This window comes from Bradyrhizobium sp. CCBAU 11357 (genome assembly GCF_028128865.1).
Lineage (GTDB): Bacteria > Pseudomonadota > Alphaproteobacteria > Rhizobiales > Xanthobacteraceae > Bradyrhizobium.
Genome location: NZ_LBJW01000108.1, coordinates 143,075 through 157,849, shown reverse-complemented (window position 1 = coordinate 157,849; position 14,775 = coordinate 143,075). Strand labels below are relative to the sequence as shown.

The following is a 14,775-nucleotide window of genomic DNA, read 5'->3' as shown; positions in this document are numbered from 1 at the left end:
GTTCTGGACATCGCCACCGCGAGAAAATAGCTGCCACGTCGGCACTTTTCAGCAGCCTCTGCGTGTGATACGGTACCGTATCATCCCGCCCTGACCTGTGCCGAGCACGCAAACGGAGGCTGGCATGAGAGGAATCGCGCGCGCAGGGCTTTTCGCCCTGGCGGGGTCGTTTCTGTTGATTGGATCTGCGATGGCGCAGCCTGCGGCCGATGCGGGCTGCACGGCATCGCCCTCGGCTGCCGGGACGCAGACCTGGCGCTGCGACAACGGCATCACCATCGTTGCAGAAAACGGCGCCAAGTTTGAACTGAAGGACGCCAACCGCGACGGACATATAGACTCGGTCGAATTGAGCAGCAAAGCCTTGCTGCTCGAAGTGCCCAAAACGCCGCGAGGCAATCCCTTCAAAGTGCTGACGCCGCAAGCGATTGCTGCGGTGCGCGGCACCAAATGGGCGGTCGATGTCGCTGACGCCAAGACCTCGGTGTTCGTCGCAGACGGCCGGGTCGGCGTGAGCCGCAGGGCTCGTGGACGCGCCGTCGTGCTCGGCCCCGGTGAAGGCGTCGATGTCGAGGCAACCGGCCCCCTGACCGTCAAGACGTGGGGCCAGCCGCGCGTCAATGCGCTGATGGCAAGACTCGGGCAATGAGACTTGGGCAATAAGACTCGGGCAATGAGCCTCGACAAGGCACGGCCCGTCTAATTTGGACAACAGGATTGCAAGACGACCGCATGCGCAGCCGACGCGTTCAGATTCTGGTGGCACTCGTTCTCGCCGCGCTGTGGGGTGCGGGCATCTATGCCGCGCACGCCCACGGCCATCTGCGCTTTCTCGATCGCCTCGAAGCCACGTTGACGGATTGGCGGACGCAGGCCCGCGGCGTGCAGCGTCCGCCGGATCTCGTCACCATCGTCGCGATCGACGACACCGTGGTGAAGCGTGGCAGCACCTATCCGCTGCCGCGCGCCGATCTCGCCCGCGTCGTCGACACCATCGTGCAATTCAAGCCGAAGGTCGTCGCGATCGACCTGCTGCTGGTCGATCGTAGCGCCGCGATCGGCGATGCGACACTCGCCAACACGCTCGCCACCGGGCCCGTGGTGCTCGCCGCCGCGGCGATCTTCTCCTCCGCCAGCGAAACCGTGTCCCCCAGCAGCGAAGGTCTGCTGGCCGTGCTGCCCGAGGCCGAGCGCTTCCTGCAGCCGTTGCCCGCATTTGCCGATCATGCCGAGGTCGGCGTCGTCAACGTCGCGACGGGGCAATCAGGCTCGCCGCTCGCGGTGCCGATGCTGTTCCGGACGCGCGACCAGGTCGAGCTGTCGTTTCCGTTGCGCGTCGCAGCCCGCGCGCTCGACAAGCCGCTGACAGTCGCGCCGGACCACCTCATGCTCGGCGATCGCCTGGTGCCGACCGACAGCAATCTTTCATTGCCCATCACCTATTACGGCCCGCGCCGCACCATCCGAACCGTCAGCGCACAGAGCATCTTCGACGGCACGCTCGATCGCGCGGCCATCGAGGGCCGGATCGTCGTGATCGGCGCCTCCGTCGCCGGCGGCGGCGACTTCTATCCAACGCCGTTCGATTCCCTGATGCCCGGCGTCGAGGTGGTCTCGACCGCGATCACGCATCTCGTTGCTGGCGATGCCATCATTCGTGACCGCAGGGTGCGCATTGCGGATGCGCTCATTGCGATCCTGCTGCCGATGCTGCTGGTCGGCCTGCTCGCCTGGCGGCGCATCGCGCTCGGCACCATGGCCGCGGCCGCGGTGATGATCGCCTGGGCCGGGCTCAACCTGTTCGCGTTCATGCATGGCGTCTGGCTGAACGCCGCGACCACGCTCGCCGCGGCCGTGCCGCCGGTTGCGGTCTTTGCCGGCGTGCAGCTGTGGGCCGGGGGCCGCCGCACGCAATATTTCGCCGCCCGGAGCAGGTCGCTCGCGCAATTTCAGGCTCCGGCGCTGCAGGATTGGCTGGCGCGAGATCCGAACTTCCTGTCGAAGCCGGTGCGGCAGGACGCAGCCGTGGTGTTCGTCGATCTCTCCGGTTTCACCGGTCTGAGCGAGCGGATCGATCCGGACCAGCTCACGGTTATCCTGAAGGCGTTTCATGCGCTGATCGACCGGACCGCGATCGATTGCGGCGGCATGATCACCGGCTTCCTCGGCGACGGCGCCATGATCCTGTTCGGGCTGCCGCGCGCGATGCCCGACGATTCGGCACGCGCGCTGAAATGCGCGATCGATCTGCATCGCGGCCTGGCAGGCTGGATCGCCTCGCTGCCGCCAGCGATCGCAGGTCAGCTCGGCTTCAAGATCGGCGCGCATTGCGGCCCGATCGTCGCCTCGCGGCTCGGCGAAAGCCATCAGCACATCACGGCGACGGGCGATACCGTCAACGTGGCAAGCCGGCTGATGGAGATCGCTGCCCAGAACGATGCGCGCCTCGCGCTGAGCGACACGCTGCTGGATGCCGCCGACTTCCAGGGCGCGCCCGACGGCGTTCTGTCCGGCCCCCTGCTCGCCCAGGTCCGCGGCCGCTCCGGCGTCGTGACCGTCTGGTTCTGGCGCGATCGCGATGGGCCGGGCCAGGATGCGGCCAAGGCCGAGATGATGGGCTGAAGCGCGATGAAGTGAGGCTCGATCGCTGCAAAGACGGAGGTGCGCTCCCTCTCCCGCTTGCGGGAGTTGGGGAGAGGGTGTTTCCGCAATGGGACAATCCCCTAGAGGAGAATACCCTCACCCGCGCCTTCGGCGCGACCTCTCCCGCAAGCGGGAGAGGTTGCACCGAGCCCGCGGCAATCGATTCGACCTAAAGCCATTCCGCTCTAAGGCGCTACCGCGCTTCCGGCGGCGGCGAGCGGTCCAGCACCTCGCCCTTGGCACCTTCCAGCAGGTCGATGCCGTAGGTCTCGACCACGAGAGGCCCGCGCTTGCGCTGCAATTGCGCCACCTGCGTCACCTTGGCAAAGAGAGCATTGAGGGCGGGATTGGCGTCGGCGCGCAATTCGTCGACATAGAGCAGCTTGCCGGCGAGCAGCTTGGGATCGGGCTCTTTCATGTTGATCCAGCGGATGCGCTGGCTTTGCTGCGCGACGCAGGTGCCGCGCGGCAGATAGAATGCGAGCCAGCTCGTGGTGCCGTAATCCTGCGCGAGCACACAGGTGGCACCACTGCGCGCGCGCACCGCTTCGATTCCCGCCGCGAGCTCGCGCCAGCCGACACCGACACTGCGCACGGTGGCATCGCGGCGATATCCGGACAACCAGCCGGTATTGGCCTGCACAATCAAGGCTGCGAACATGACGATGCCCACAGGCGCGGCCCAGCGCAGGCAAAAGTCGACGAGGCGCCGCTGACGCGGCTTCCACTGCGCGAGGTTGGCTGCGACGGCCGCGGCAATGACAAACGGCGGATAAACCGGCGCAAACCAGTTGGCCTCAACGCGGGCATGCAGCGAATGCCAGACGAAATAGGCGACGATGGTCCAGAACATGGTCGCAATCAGCACGCGCGAGGCCAGCGCCCCGGCGCGCTGCCAGGTCAGCGCGTGCAGGCCCATCGCGCCGAGGATGAAGACCAGCGGCGTTGCGAACGCGATCTGGGTCGGGACGAGTTCGGCGATGAAGACGGGGCGGAAGTCCTCGATCCTGGCGCGGCCGAGCTGCTTTGTAAACGAGACCCATTGATGGTCCGCATTCCAGAGGATCACCGGCGAGAACAGTGCGAGGGCGACGAGGCCGCCGAGATAGGGCCAGGGCGAGAGAAACCAGCGCCGGAGTTTTGGCACGGATGCGAGCCAGATCAGGATCGCCGGCCCGAAGAACATCGCGGTGTATTTCGACAGCAGCGCCGCGCCAACCGCCACGCCGACGGCGAGCCACCAGGCGCCCCGTCCCGTCTCCAGCACCTTGGCGAGGAAGAACAGCACGAAGCTGGAGGCGACCAGCAGCGGCGCATCGGGCGTGACGATCAGTGTGCCGACGGAAGCCAGCAGCGTCACATTGAGCAGGATGGCGCTGGTCGCGGCCACGCGTGCGCCGCCGAACAGGATCGCGGCGGAGCGATAGACCGCGTAGCTCATCGGCAGCGCCAGCAGGATCGAGACGAGGCGGACGCCGAGCTCGGTATCGCCCGCGATCATGGTGCCGGCGCGGATCACATAAGCGACCATCGGCGGGTGGTCGTAATAGCCTCCGGCGAGGCTCTTCGACCACATCCAGTAATAGGCTTCGTCGAACGTGATCGGGGTGAACGCGGCTGCAACGAGCCGCAATCCCACCAGCGCGAGAATCAGCAGCGCGGTATTGCGGACGATCCGCGCGTCAGCTCCGCCCATGTCGCGCTATTTCTTGCGCCAGACGAACAGTCCGGACATCGCGTAGTTCCACACCACGCCCATCAGCGCGCCGGCCATGCCGGCCAGCCACCAGATCGGCTCCTGGTCGTAGACCGAGAAGGCGACGCCGACATTGGCGAGCAGGCCGACGCTACACACGATGTAGAAGGCGATCAGGCCGCGCAGCAGCGCAAAGCCCTTCAGCCGCTGGTCACGATAAGTGAGGAAGTTGTTGAGGATGAAATTGCTGGTCATGGCGACGATGGCGCCGGCGGCCTGCGCCTCCGCGAATGGCGCGTTGAACAGGCGAAGCGCGATGAACAGCGTGGTCAAATGCACCACGAGGCCGAAGCCGCCGACCATCGCGAACAGGATGAAGCGCAGCGAGACGACATCGTTGGTCAGCTTGGCGAAGACGAGACCGAGGAAGTCGAGCGCGACCATGGAATCGAGCTTGCTCTCGCCGTGCTGGCGGGCGCCGAAGGTGTAGGGAATCTCGACCGCCCGCAAGCTGCCATGCGCCGTCGCGACGATGTCGAGCAGGATCTTGAAGCCGTGCACTGAGAGCTTCGGTGCGAGCTGCTCGAAGCGGTCGCGGCGGATCATGAAGAAGCCGCTCATGGGATCGGCAATCTCGACCCGCAGCATCTTCTTGGCGACCTCGGTCGCGAGCGCGCTGGCGCCGGCGCGCTGCTTGTTGAAGCCTTCGCTCTTGTAGCCCTCGATGTAGCGGCTGCCGACGACGAGGTCGGCCTGATCGCTTGCGAGCAGCAACAGCATCTTGGGCAGCTGCGTCTCGTCGTGCTGGAGGTCGGCATCGATCACGGCCACATAGGGCGCGCTGGAAGCGAGGATGCCCTCGATGCAGGCGCCCGACAGGCCGCGGCGGCCGATGCGGCGGACGCAGCGCACGCGGCTGTCGCGCTGCGCCAGTTCGCGCACGACGTCCCAGGTGCCGTCGGGCGAATTGTCGTCGACGAATACGACCTCCCAGGCGACGTTGGCGAGCGTCGCCTCCAGGCGCCGGTACAGCACCGTGACGTTGTCGCGCTCGTTGAAAGTCGGGACGATGACCGACAGTTCCGGCCCCTCTTGAGCCTGGCTGTCGATGCCCGGTCTGATCGCTTCGTTCATGACGGCAGCGTATATCCGCCGCATCCTGCGCTGCCAAGCCGGGGTTCTGGGGAATGGCCGAAAAGGGCCCTAAAATGCCAACGACCCCGGAACGGCGGGCCGCGCGTACATCCGGCGCAGGCTTTAAGCTATTCCAAGGTCGTTCCAGCGACGGAGGTCTTTACGCTCAACGTCGCCGTTAGAAGCTAGATGGGGACGGCAAAGGCGTTCCGCAAGGGGCGGAAACCCGGTTTTCATGCCCTATTGGTTGGGCACTTCCCGGATGATCGGCCCGCGCGGCGCGGGCGCGGCGGGGGCTGCCGGTGCCACCGGGGCGGGCTCGACCTTCGCCGGCTTGGGCGGCTTGCCGTACTGACCGATCGGCCCGAACACGACGGCAACCGCAAGCACGACCGCCGCGACGATCGCCCCCAAAATGCCACCCACCGACTCAGACGACATGCAAGTCCATCCCCGCTCCAGACCGGCCCACTGATACCACGGATGCGCGCGCGGCCGGAAGAGCTCGCAGACAGCACTAGCGACGGGCTACTTCGCCGGCGGCCGGTGCTTGACGAAGGCCATCACGATGTCCTTCTGCGCCGCCTCCACCGCCCTGTTCGCGGTGGCGAGATGGGCGCCGGCATCGATGTCGGGATACTGCGTGGTGAGATAGTCGAGCAGCGCCACCCGGTAATATTGCCGCTCCGACGGACAGGCGCCCGCAACCGAGCGGCCGAAATCCTGCTCCGACAGGCCTTGATTGGAGTCGCGCGAATATTCCCGCGCCAGGCAATGCCAGTAATCGTCGCGGCCCTGCTGGGCGAGCTTCTGCGCGCCCTTCGCGTCGTCGTCATCCGCCACGGCAGAACTTGTCATGGCAGCAGATGTCATCATGACGAGCGCGACTCCCACCGGCAGCATCCGCATCTTGTTCTCCTTCTTCGCGGGCCCAACGCGAGCTTAGACCGCACCGGCCAACTGGCCAATCACATCTGGTTTGATTAGGATGAGATCCCTCCCCGTCGATGCGAGATCCTCCCGTGGCCAAAGCAAAAACCGCGTCCAAAAAATCCGGCAACATCTTCATCGGCATCGGCGGCTGGACCTTCGAGCCCTGGCGCGGCGTGTTCTATCCGGAGAAGCTGACGCAGGCGAAGGAGCTGTCCTATGCCGCCTCCAAGCTGACCTCGATCGAAATCAACGGCACTTACTACGGCTCGCAGAAGCCGGAGAGCTTTCGCAAATGGGCGAGCGAGGTGCCCGAGGGCTTCGTGTTCTCGGTGAAGGGACCGCGCTTCGCGACCAACCGCCGCGTGCTCGCGGAGGCCGGCGATTCCATCAAGCGGTTCTACGATTCCGGCGTGCTGGAACTCGGCGATCATCTTGGGCCGGTGCTGTGGCAGTTCGCGCCGACGAAAAAGTTCGACGGCGCCGATTTCGGCAAGTTCCTGGAGCTGTTGCCGCGCAAGCTGGAGGGGCGCGCGCTGCGCCATGTCGTCGAGGTCCGCCACGACAGCTTTTGCACGCCGGACTTCGTGACGCTGATCCGCGAGTTCGAGACGCCCGTGGTGTTCGCCGAGCACGGCAAATATCCTGCCATCGCTGACGTCGCCGGCGATTTCGTCTATGCGCGGCTGCAGAAGGGCAATGACGAGATCAAGACCTGCTATCCGCCGAAGCAGCTCGATGCCTGGGCCGAGCGCTTTCAGGCCTGGGCTTCGGGCGGTGAACCCGACGACCTCCCGAAGGTTGACAAGGCCAAGCCGAAGAAGGAGCCGCGCGACGTGTTCGCCTATGTCATCCACGAGGGCAAGGTGCGCGCGCCCCACGGCGCCATGGAACTGATCGCGCGGGTGAGCTGAGGTTCACATGGCAAAGGCGAAGAAGCTGTTCACCATCGGCTATGAGCAGACGCCGCCCAAGGCCGTGCTGGACGAGCTGGAACAGGCCGGCGTCAAGCTCGTGGTCGACGTGCGCGCGGTGACGTCGTCGCGCCGGCCGGGCTTTTCCAAGAAGCAGCTTTCGGCAGGCCTCGACGAGCGCGGCATCGGCTATGTCCATCTCGCCGCGCTCGGCACACCGAAGGAAGGCCGCCTCGCCGCGCGCGGCGGTCAATACGACGTGCTCGAGAAGATCTATTCAAAACACCTGAAGACGCCGCAGGCGAAAGAAGAGATGGACGAGCTCTCGGCGCTGGTGAAGAAGGCCGGCCCGGTGTGCCTGCTCTGCTACGAGCGCGACCACACCCATTGCCATCGCCAGATGATCGCGGAGATCATCGAGGAGCGCGATGGGGTTGCGGTGAAGAATTTGGCGGGGCGGCAGGTGTAACTGCCCGCCGTCATTCCGGGGCGCGCCTCTTGGCGCGAGCCCGGAATCCATTTCTCCACCGTCTCTGCTGCCCGATGGATTCCGGGCTCAGCGCTTCGCGCTGCCCCGGAATGACAACCTACCCCTCTCCCGCCAACCGAAACGTTCCCTCCATCATCTGCACGCAAGCGCCGCCGACATGGGCGGAGACGATCTTGCCGTCCTGCTTGCGCACGCGCGTCGAGAGGATGCTCGGGCGGCCCATGTCGAAGCCCTGGCCGATTGTGAGCCTCAGCTCACCGTCGCGCGCGGGATCGAGATCGGCGAACAGTGCGGCGGCGGCAACCGTGGCGCTGCCGGTGGCGGGATCCTCGACGAGACCGCTGGATCCTCGCATGAACATGCGCGCCTGGCGCTCGCAAGGCGCCTCCGCCGCGGGCACGTCACGCGTATAGAACCACACCGAGCGGGCGCCGTCGCGCGGCAAGACCCTGCCGAACGCGGCCGCGTCGGGCCGGGCCCGCTTCAGCGCCTCGCGCGAATGCAGCTCCAACACCAGAAACCCGTTTCCGACGGTGACGATCTGCGGCTCGTGATTGTCGGTCTTGACGTCCTCCGCAGCGAGCGAGATGCAGCTGGCGGCTTCGGCAGCCGACAGCCTCGCAAGCCGCTGCAGCGGCTGCGGTGCGGTGAGCTCGGTTCTGGTCACCCGGCCGTGCTCTCGCACGATGTCGACCGGCACGAGCCCGGCCCTCTCCTCGAACAGCAGACGCGGCTTCGGCTCCTTCGCCATCGACGCCAGCACAAAGGCGGTGCCAACATTGGGATGGCCCGCAAAGTCGAGCTCCTGCACCGGCGTGAAGATGCGCACCTCCGCATCATTGGCCTTGTCGCGCGGCGGCAGCACGAAGGTGGTCTCGGAATAGTTGAACTCGGTCGCGATCGCCTGCATCTGCTGCGTCGTCAGCCCGCCGGCATCGAGCACCACGGCGAGCTGATTGCCGCCGAAGGCGCGGTCGGTGAACACGTCGACGGTGATGTAGCGGCGCTGCATCTGCACTTCCCCCATGCAAGTCGCGGCCGCAACCGGCCGCATCGCGCAGCACTCTACAAGCCGGAAACATCGCTCGTCATGCCCCAAAATTGAGTGCAATCGGAGCAATCGCTTGGATGAAAGAGAACTGCGCGCACCGATGTGTCATGCGCGTTACCCCAGCTGAAACACCGGCACTTTCTGCTCGTAGCCGCGCACCTCGACTTCGCCGAGCGCGACCGCATCGCTGCCGTCGGCACCCAGCGCCTCGCGCACGGATGCGGAGATCAGGAGCTGCGAGCCGAAATCCTTGTTCAGCGCCTCAAGCCGCGAGGCGAAGTTCACGGTGTCGCCGATGACGGTGTATTCCTTGCGCCGGGGCGAGCCGATATTGCCGGCGACGACCTCGCCGAAATGGATGCCGATGCCGATCCGCAGCGGCCAGCTGCTCTCCGCGTTGATGCGATCCATCGCCCGCAGCATCTCGCGGCCGGCGGCGACCGCGCGGTGCGCGGCGTCGGATGCTTCCAGCGGCGCGCCGAACAGAGCGAGAAAGCCGTCGCCCAGGAACTTGTTCACGATGCCGCCCTCGCGGTCGAGAATGTCGACCAGCACGGCGAAGGCGCCGTCGAGCCGGTCGACCACCTCCTGTGGCGTACGCGACTGCGCGCCGGTCGTGAAGCCGCGGAAATCGACGAACATCACTGCGACGCGGCGGACATCGCCGCTGGTGCGCGGCCCTGCCGTCATCAGCCGCTCCACCACCTGCGGCGAGACGTGCTGGCCGAACAGATTGGTGACCCGGTCGCGCGCGGTGGCGGCCGCGATGCTCGCGGCGAACTGCCGCCGCAATTGCGCGCCGACAGCGCCCGCGAGCACGCCGCAGATCAGGATGATGGTGCTGCGGACGGCGTGAAAATAGAGCTGGGGCTCGCCGATGCTGCTCGAGGGATCGTAGACCAGTGCGACCGCGAACAGCTCGGCAGCAGCGACGAAGCCGGTGAAGGTCGAGAGCCAGAAATCGAGCCGCAGCGTCGAGAGGATAACGAAAATGAAATACATCAGCGGCACGGCGAAGCCGAGGGCCTGGGTCGCGCCCATGGTCCGGATCTGCAGGATGAGGATCAAGGTCGGCAGCGACGTCTCGATCAGCGTGCCGATATAGCGCCTGGCCACCGGCACGTCGCGATCGAGGCGAAGGTTCTTCCTGATCTGGGTGTGGACCCAGACCTCGAACAAAATGAAGCCGACGAGCAGGCCGTAGACTTCGGCGAGCCCCTCGGTGCCGCGCCAGACCCGGTTCACCACGGCGGGATCGACCAAATAGACCGCGGTGAGGAACAGCGTCATGACGCAGCCGGTCGCGATCAATGCCCGCACCCGCAACAGCTCGGTGCGCAGCACCTCCCGCGTCAGCTCGCGCTCGAAGTCCTCCGACAAGGCGGCATGCTGCCGCGCTTTCCTGCTCGCAAACTTGGCCATTCCACCCCTCGATTCCGGGGTATTGTGCCTCAATCCAGCGTACGGCGGAAGCGCGTCACGGCGACGGTCATGGCGAGCAGCATCAGGGCCGCCAGCGCCAGCGCGTCGAAATGCAAATTTTGCATGGTCGCGCCCTTCAGCATGATGGCGCGGACGATTCGCAAATAATGGGTCAGCGGCAAGGCCTCGCCGAGATATTGCGCCCAGGCCGGCATGCCTGCGAACGGGAACATGAAGCCGGAGAGCAGAATGCTCGGCAGGAAGAACATCATCGACATCTGCATGGCCTGGAGCTGGTTCTGCACCAACGTCGAAATCGTGTAGCCGATCGACAGATTGGTGGTGATGAACAGCGTCGAGAGCAGCGCCAGCAGAACGAGATTGCCGAGCACGGGCACGCCGAACAGGCCGACGCCGATGCCGATGATCAGGAAGGCCTGGACGAAGCCGACCAGCACGTAAGGGATGATCTTGCCGAACATCACCTCGACCGGCTTGATCGGCATCGATAGCAGGCTCTCCATGGTGCCGCGCTCGACCTCGCGCGTCACCGAGAGCGCGGTGAAGATCAGCATGGTCATGGTCAGGATGGTGCCGACGAGCCCCGGCACGATGTTGAGGCTGGAGCTAGCTGCCGGATTGTAGCGGGCATGGGCGCGGATCTCGAACGGCATCTCCGGGGGATCGCCGATATAGAGATCGTGCTTGAGCGCCGTCTGCACGACCATGCCGAGCGAGCCGATCGCCGCGCTCGCCGCGACCGGATCGGTGGCGTCGGCCGCGACCAGCAGCGCCGGCCTGTCGCCGCGCCGCACCGCCCGCTCGAAGCCGCGCGGGATCTCGACGCCGAACAGCACCTTGCCCGATTTCAGGAGATTGTCGAAATCATCGACGTCGTGCACCTCGTAGAGGAAGCGGAAATAGGCGGTGTTCTCCAGCGCCTTCAGGATCGAGCGGGCGAGATCGGAATCCTCCTGGAGCAGCACCGCGCTCGGCAGATGGTGCGGCGTGGTGTTGATGGCATAGCCGAACAGCATCAGCTGCATCACCGGCAGCATCACGATCATCGCGAACGAGACGCGGTCGCGCCTCAGCTGGATGAACTCCTTGATCAGCATCGCGTAGGAGCGCCGCAAAAAGCCGAAGCGCTCGCGGATTTCGCGCCGTGGTGCAGGATGGTCGACTGCGCTCATTGGAAATTGTCCTTGGAGCGGCCCATCAGCTCGATGAACACGTCTTCGAGCGAGGGCTGCGACTTCTGCCAGTGCAGCCCGCTTTTCTCGCGCCAGGGCGCAATGCTGGCTTCGAGCGCCGGGACGTCGCGGCCGGACACATGCAGCGAGGTGCCGAACGGAGCCACCATGTCGATGCCGGGCCTGCCCGTGAGCGCGGCGCCAAGCTCGTTGAGGTCGTCGCCCGTGACGGTGTAGGTCGTCAGCGCCGATTTCGCGATCACCTCCTCCACCGTGCCGTGCGCCAGCAGGTAGCCGTAGGCGATGTAAGCGATCTCGTGGCAGCGCTCGGCCTCGTCCATGTAATGGGTCGAGACCAGCACGGTGAGGCCCTCGGCGGCGAGCGCGTGGATCTCGTTCCAGAAATCGCGCCGCGCCTTGGGATCGACGCCGGCGGTCGGTTCGTCCAGCAGCAGCAATTGTGGATTGGGCAGCGTGCAGGCGCCGAGCGCCAGCCGCTGCTTCCAGCCGCCGGAGAGCTCGCCGGCGAGCTGCTCTTCGCGCCCGGAGAGCCCGAGCCGCTGGATCATGTCGCGCGCCGCGCCGCGCGCGTCGGTGAGGCCATAGAGCCGCGCGACGAATTCGAGGTTCTCGCGCACCGAGAGGTCCTGGTACAGGCTGAAGCGTTGCGTCATGTAGCCGACCTGGCGCTTGATCTTCTCGGCATCGCGGCGGATGTCGTAGCCGAGGCAGGTGCCCTCGCCGCTATCAGGCGTGAGCAGGCCGCAAAGAATGCGGATGGTCGTGGTCTTGCCCGAGCCGTTGGGACCGAGGAAGCCGTAGATCGAGCCGCGCTTCACCTGCATCGACAGATCGTGCACGACTTCGCGTCCGCCGAATGATTTCGTCAGGCCTTTGACGTCGATGGCGATGCCGTTGCCGTTGCTCATCGCTTGTCCGCCACCGGTGTCTTCGGGTTGAGGTAGACGTCGATCGGCTGTCCGACGCGCAAGGCATCGGGCCGCGAGGGTCGCGCCTGGATCAGATAGACCAGCTTGTTGCGCTCCTCGAGGCTGTAGATGACGGGCGGCGTGTATTCGGCCGAAGTCGCGATGAAGTAGATCTTCGCGGTGAGATCGGCGGCGCAATTGTCGCAGGAGACGCGCACCGTGTCGCCGATCGCGAGCTTCGGCAACTCGGTCTCCGGCACGAAGAAGCGCAGCTTCATGTTGCCGGGCGGCATGATCGAGAGCACCGGCCGCTGCGCCGCCACCATCTCGCCTTCGCGGAAATAGATCTGCTGGATGGTGCCGGCGACGGGCGCGAAGCCCTTGCGCCGCGCCATCCGCGTCTCCGAGGTCGCCACCCGCGCCTCCGCGACGCGCAAGGCGGACACGGCGGAATCGAGATTGGCCTGCGTGCCCGAACCGGTCTTGTTCAGCGAGGCCGCACGGTCATAGGTCTGCTGCGCGTTCGCGAGCGTCGCCTTCTGCTGGTTGAGGTCGGCAAGCTGAAGATCGTCATCGACGGAATAGAGGTGATCGCCGACCTTGACCTCGTCGCCCTCGCGGACGTTGAGCTTGGTGACCCGCCCGGCTTCGTCCGGGCTGACGAAGATCATGTCGGCCTCGACCCAGCCCTGGAAGCCGGGATCGCGCTTCTCCTTGCACCCGGCAAGCCCGGTTGCGAGCACAGCGAGCAATGCCAGAACAGAAATTGTTTGCGACGACCTCATGTCGTCCTCCGTTCGCCAAAAATCAAATCGAGATGCACGCGCAGCATCTCCTGCGCGTCGAGCGGCGCATGCCGCGCAAACAAGCTCTGCCAGATCACGGCGATCATCGCGGGCGCGACCAGGATCTGCGGATAGCGCGCGAGATCCTTCTGCCGGATCTCGCCGCGGGCGATGCCGAGCTCGATCAGCGCGCGCATCGCGGCGACCCCGCGCGAGACCACCTCGCGGTAGTAGAAGTCGGCGACCGACGGAAAGCGCGGCCCCTCCGCCACGATCAGGCGCACCAGATCGCCGCGCCTGGTGCCGATCACCTCCTTCAGGAAGTTGCCGGCGAAGGTCTCGACGAGGTCGCGCACCGAGCCCGCCGGCGGCGGCAGCGTGGTCAGCCGTGCGACCACGGGAACGATGACGATGCGCACCAGCTCCTCGAACATCGACTCCTTGTCCTTGAAGTGCAGGTAGATCGTGCCCTTGGCGACGCCGGCGCGCTTGGCGATGTCGTCGAGCCTGGTCGCGGCAAAGCCGCGCGCGATGAACTCCTCCATCGCCGCCTCGACGATCGCCGCACGCCGCTCCGCCGCACGCGTGGCGCGGTTCGAGGCAGGTGCCGCGTCGGGGCCTGCAGACGCAGGGCCGGTCGCGTGGGGGGCCGCAGAGGGCAAGGCGGCTTTGGTCGGTTTCTTCGTCATTTGAAATTTATGACTGACTAGTCAGTCATAGTCAAGACCACAAAGCAGGCCACCCGACGAATTAGTATTGACTAATGCATTAGCATTCACTAATTTAACGACATGATCGAAGCCGCCCGAAACAGCGTCACCACCGTGATGCGCGCCCTTGCCGATCCGACCCGCCGCGCCGTGTTCGAGCGCGTGTTCGACAGCAAGGAGATCAGCGTCGCCGATCTGACGCGCGGCAGCGGCGTGACCCAGGGCGCGATCTCGCAGCACCTGAAGTCGCTGAAGCAGGCTGGCCTCGTCGCCGAGCGCGCCGAGGGCCGCAACGTCTACTACCGCGCCGCGCCGCAAGGACTCGAGCCGCTGGTCACCTGGATGGACCATTACGGCGTCTTCTGGCGCGAGCGTTTCCAGAACCTGCGTGACCTCTTGAAGGAGATCGACCCGTGAGTGCTGCCGCGTTGAAAGCCGACACAAGAGACATCGTCGTCGACGAGGTCTTCCCTCACACAGCCGAGACGATCTGGAAGGCGCTGACCAGCGCGCAGCTGATCGGGCGCTGGCTGATGCAGCCGACCGGCTTTGAAGCCGTCGAAGGCAAGGCCTTCACCTTCCAGACCACCCCGGGCGGCAAATGGGACGGCGTGATCCATTGCCGGGTTCTGGAGGTCGTGGCTTTCAGGCGCCTCGTCTACGCCTGGAAGGGCGGCGACGACCGCAACACCGGCTATGGCGCACCGCTCGACACCGTCGTGACCTGGTCCCTCACCCCGGTCGAAGCCGGCACGCGGATCCGCCTCGTCCATGCGGGCTTCGTCCTGCCCAGGAACGAGTCGGCCTACACGGTGATGAGCGGCGGCTGGAAGAAGGTCGTTCGCAAGCTCGATGAGATCAGCGGCGAAGGTTGAGTG

16 protein-coding genes are annotated in these 14,775 nt (G+C 65.7%); 6 read left to right on the top strand and 10 right to left on the bottom strand.

The features are described 5' to 3' along the window. Window positions 1-124: 124 nt before the first annotated feature. The gene (locus XI05_RS27515; protein WP_271507632.1) at window positions 125-649 is read left to right on the top strand and encodes a FecR domain-containing protein; all 525 of its coding nucleotides are present in this window, start codon (window positions 125-127) and stop codon (window positions 647-649) included. A gap of 83 nt (window positions 650-732) precedes the next feature. Then, entirely contained in the window at window positions 733-2,622 is a 1,890-nt protein-coding gene (locus XI05_RS27510; RefSeq protein WP_271507629.1) for a CHASE2 domain-containing protein, read from the top strand. Window positions 2,623-2,836: 214 nt separating this feature from the next. Here XI05_RS27510 and XI05_RS27505 read toward each other — a convergent pair whose 3' ends face one another. The 4 genes from XI05_RS27505 to XI05_RS27490 form a co-directional block, all read right to left on the bottom strand. After that, window positions 2,837-4,339 carry a glycosyltransferase family 39 protein gene (locus tag XI05_RS27505; protein WP_271507626.1) on the bottom strand — a complete coding sequence of 501 codons (1,503 nt, stop codon included), beginning with the start codon at window positions 4,337-4,339 and terminating at the stop codon, window positions 2,837-2,839. Window positions 4,340-4,345: 6 nt separating this feature from the next. After that, a complete protein-coding gene (locus XI05_RS27500) occupies window positions 4,346-5,473 on the bottom strand; it encodes a glycosyltransferase family 2 protein (protein WP_271507623.1) in 1,128 nt (375 codons plus the stop codon). 240 nt (window positions 5,474-5,713) lie between these two features. Next, window positions 5,714-5,914, bottom strand: coding sequence for a hypothetical protein (locus tag XI05_RS27495; RefSeq protein ID WP_271507622.1), 201 nt, complete (start codon window positions 5,912-5,914; stop codon window positions 5,714-5,716). A gap of 87 nt (window positions 5,915-6,001) precedes the next feature. Further along, window positions 6,002-6,382, bottom strand: a complete 381-nt coding sequence (locus XI05_RS27490; RefSeq protein WP_271507620.1) for a hypothetical protein — start codon at window positions 6,380-6,382, stop codon at window positions 6,002-6,004. Between the two features lie 98 nt (window positions 6,383-6,480). Between XI05_RS27490 and XI05_RS27485 the strand changes: the two genes are divergently transcribed. Both XI05_RS27485 and XI05_RS27480 read left to right on the top strand, forming a co-directional pair. Further along, entirely contained in the window at window positions 6,481-7,317 is an 837-nt protein-coding gene (locus XI05_RS27485) for a DUF72 domain-containing protein (protein ID WP_271507618.1), read from the top strand. Between the two features lie 7 nt (window positions 7,318-7,324). Then, on the top strand, window positions 7,325-7,786 hold the full coding sequence (locus tag XI05_RS27480) for a DUF488 domain-containing protein (protein ID WP_260379831.1): 462 nt from the start codon (window positions 7,325-7,327) through the stop codon (window positions 7,784-7,786). A gap of 118 nt (window positions 7,787-7,904) precedes the next feature. On the opposite strand, the gene XI05_RS27475 is transcribed toward XI05_RS27480, so the two are convergent. The 6 genes from XI05_RS27475 to XI05_RS27450 all read right to left on the bottom strand — a co-directional run bounded on the left by XI05_RS27475 (window position 7,905) and on the right by XI05_RS27450 (window position 13,876). After that, complete coding sequence (locus XI05_RS27475) at window positions 7,905-8,819, bottom strand: PhzF family phenazine biosynthesis protein (protein WP_271507616.1); 915 nt, start codon at window positions 8,817-8,819, stop codon at window positions 7,905-7,907. 153 nt (window positions 8,820-8,972) lie between these two features. Continuing rightward, entirely contained in the window at window positions 8,973-10,280 is a 1,308-nt protein-coding gene (locus tag XI05_RS27470) for an adenylate/guanylate cyclase domain-containing protein (RefSeq protein WP_271507614.1), read from the bottom strand. 29 nt (window positions 10,281-10,309) lie between these two features. Next, the gene (locus tag XI05_RS27465) at window positions 10,310-11,473 is read right to left on the bottom strand and encodes an ABC transporter permease (protein ID WP_271507611.1); all 1,164 of its coding nucleotides are present in this window, start codon (window positions 11,471-11,473) and stop codon (window positions 10,310-10,312) included. After that, window positions 11,470-12,402 carry an ABC transporter ATP-binding protein gene (locus XI05_RS27460; protein ID WP_271507609.1) on the bottom strand — a complete coding sequence of 311 codons (933 nt, stop codon included), beginning with the start codon at window positions 12,400-12,402 and terminating at the stop codon, window positions 11,470-11,472. Before XI05_RS27460 ends, XI05_RS27465 begins: the two co-directional genes overlap by 4 nt. Continuing rightward, window positions 12,399-13,187: an HlyD family secretion protein gene (locus XI05_RS27455; protein ID WP_271507606.1), complete on the bottom strand. Its 789-nt coding sequence runs from the start codon at window positions 13,185-13,187 to the stop codon at window positions 12,399-12,401. Before XI05_RS27455 ends, XI05_RS27460 begins: the two co-directional genes overlap by 4 nt. Further along, window positions 13,184-13,876 (bottom strand): TetR/AcrR family transcriptional regulator, encoded by a 693-nt coding sequence (locus XI05_RS27450; RefSeq protein WP_271507603.1) that lies wholly within the window; start codon window positions 13,874-13,876, stop codon window positions 13,184-13,186. Before XI05_RS27450 ends, XI05_RS27455 begins: the two co-directional genes overlap by 4 nt. 102 nt (window positions 13,877-13,978) lie before the next feature. Here XI05_RS27450 and XI05_RS27445 point away from each other — a divergent pair, with 102 nt between their 5' ends. Beyond that, a complete protein-coding gene (locus XI05_RS27445; RefSeq protein ID WP_271507601.1) occupies window positions 13,979-14,314 on the top strand; it encodes an ArsR/SmtB family transcription factor in 336 nt (111 codons plus the stop codon). Beyond that, the gene (locus tag XI05_RS27440; RefSeq protein ID WP_271507597.1) at window positions 14,311-14,772 is read left to right on the top strand and encodes an SRPBCC family protein; all 462 of its coding nucleotides are present in this window, start codon (window positions 14,311-14,313) and stop codon (window positions 14,770-14,772) included. The genes XI05_RS27445 and XI05_RS27440 overlap by 4 nt, the downstream gene beginning before the upstream one ends. The last annotated feature ends 3 nt before the right edge of the window (window positions 14,773-14,775 follow it).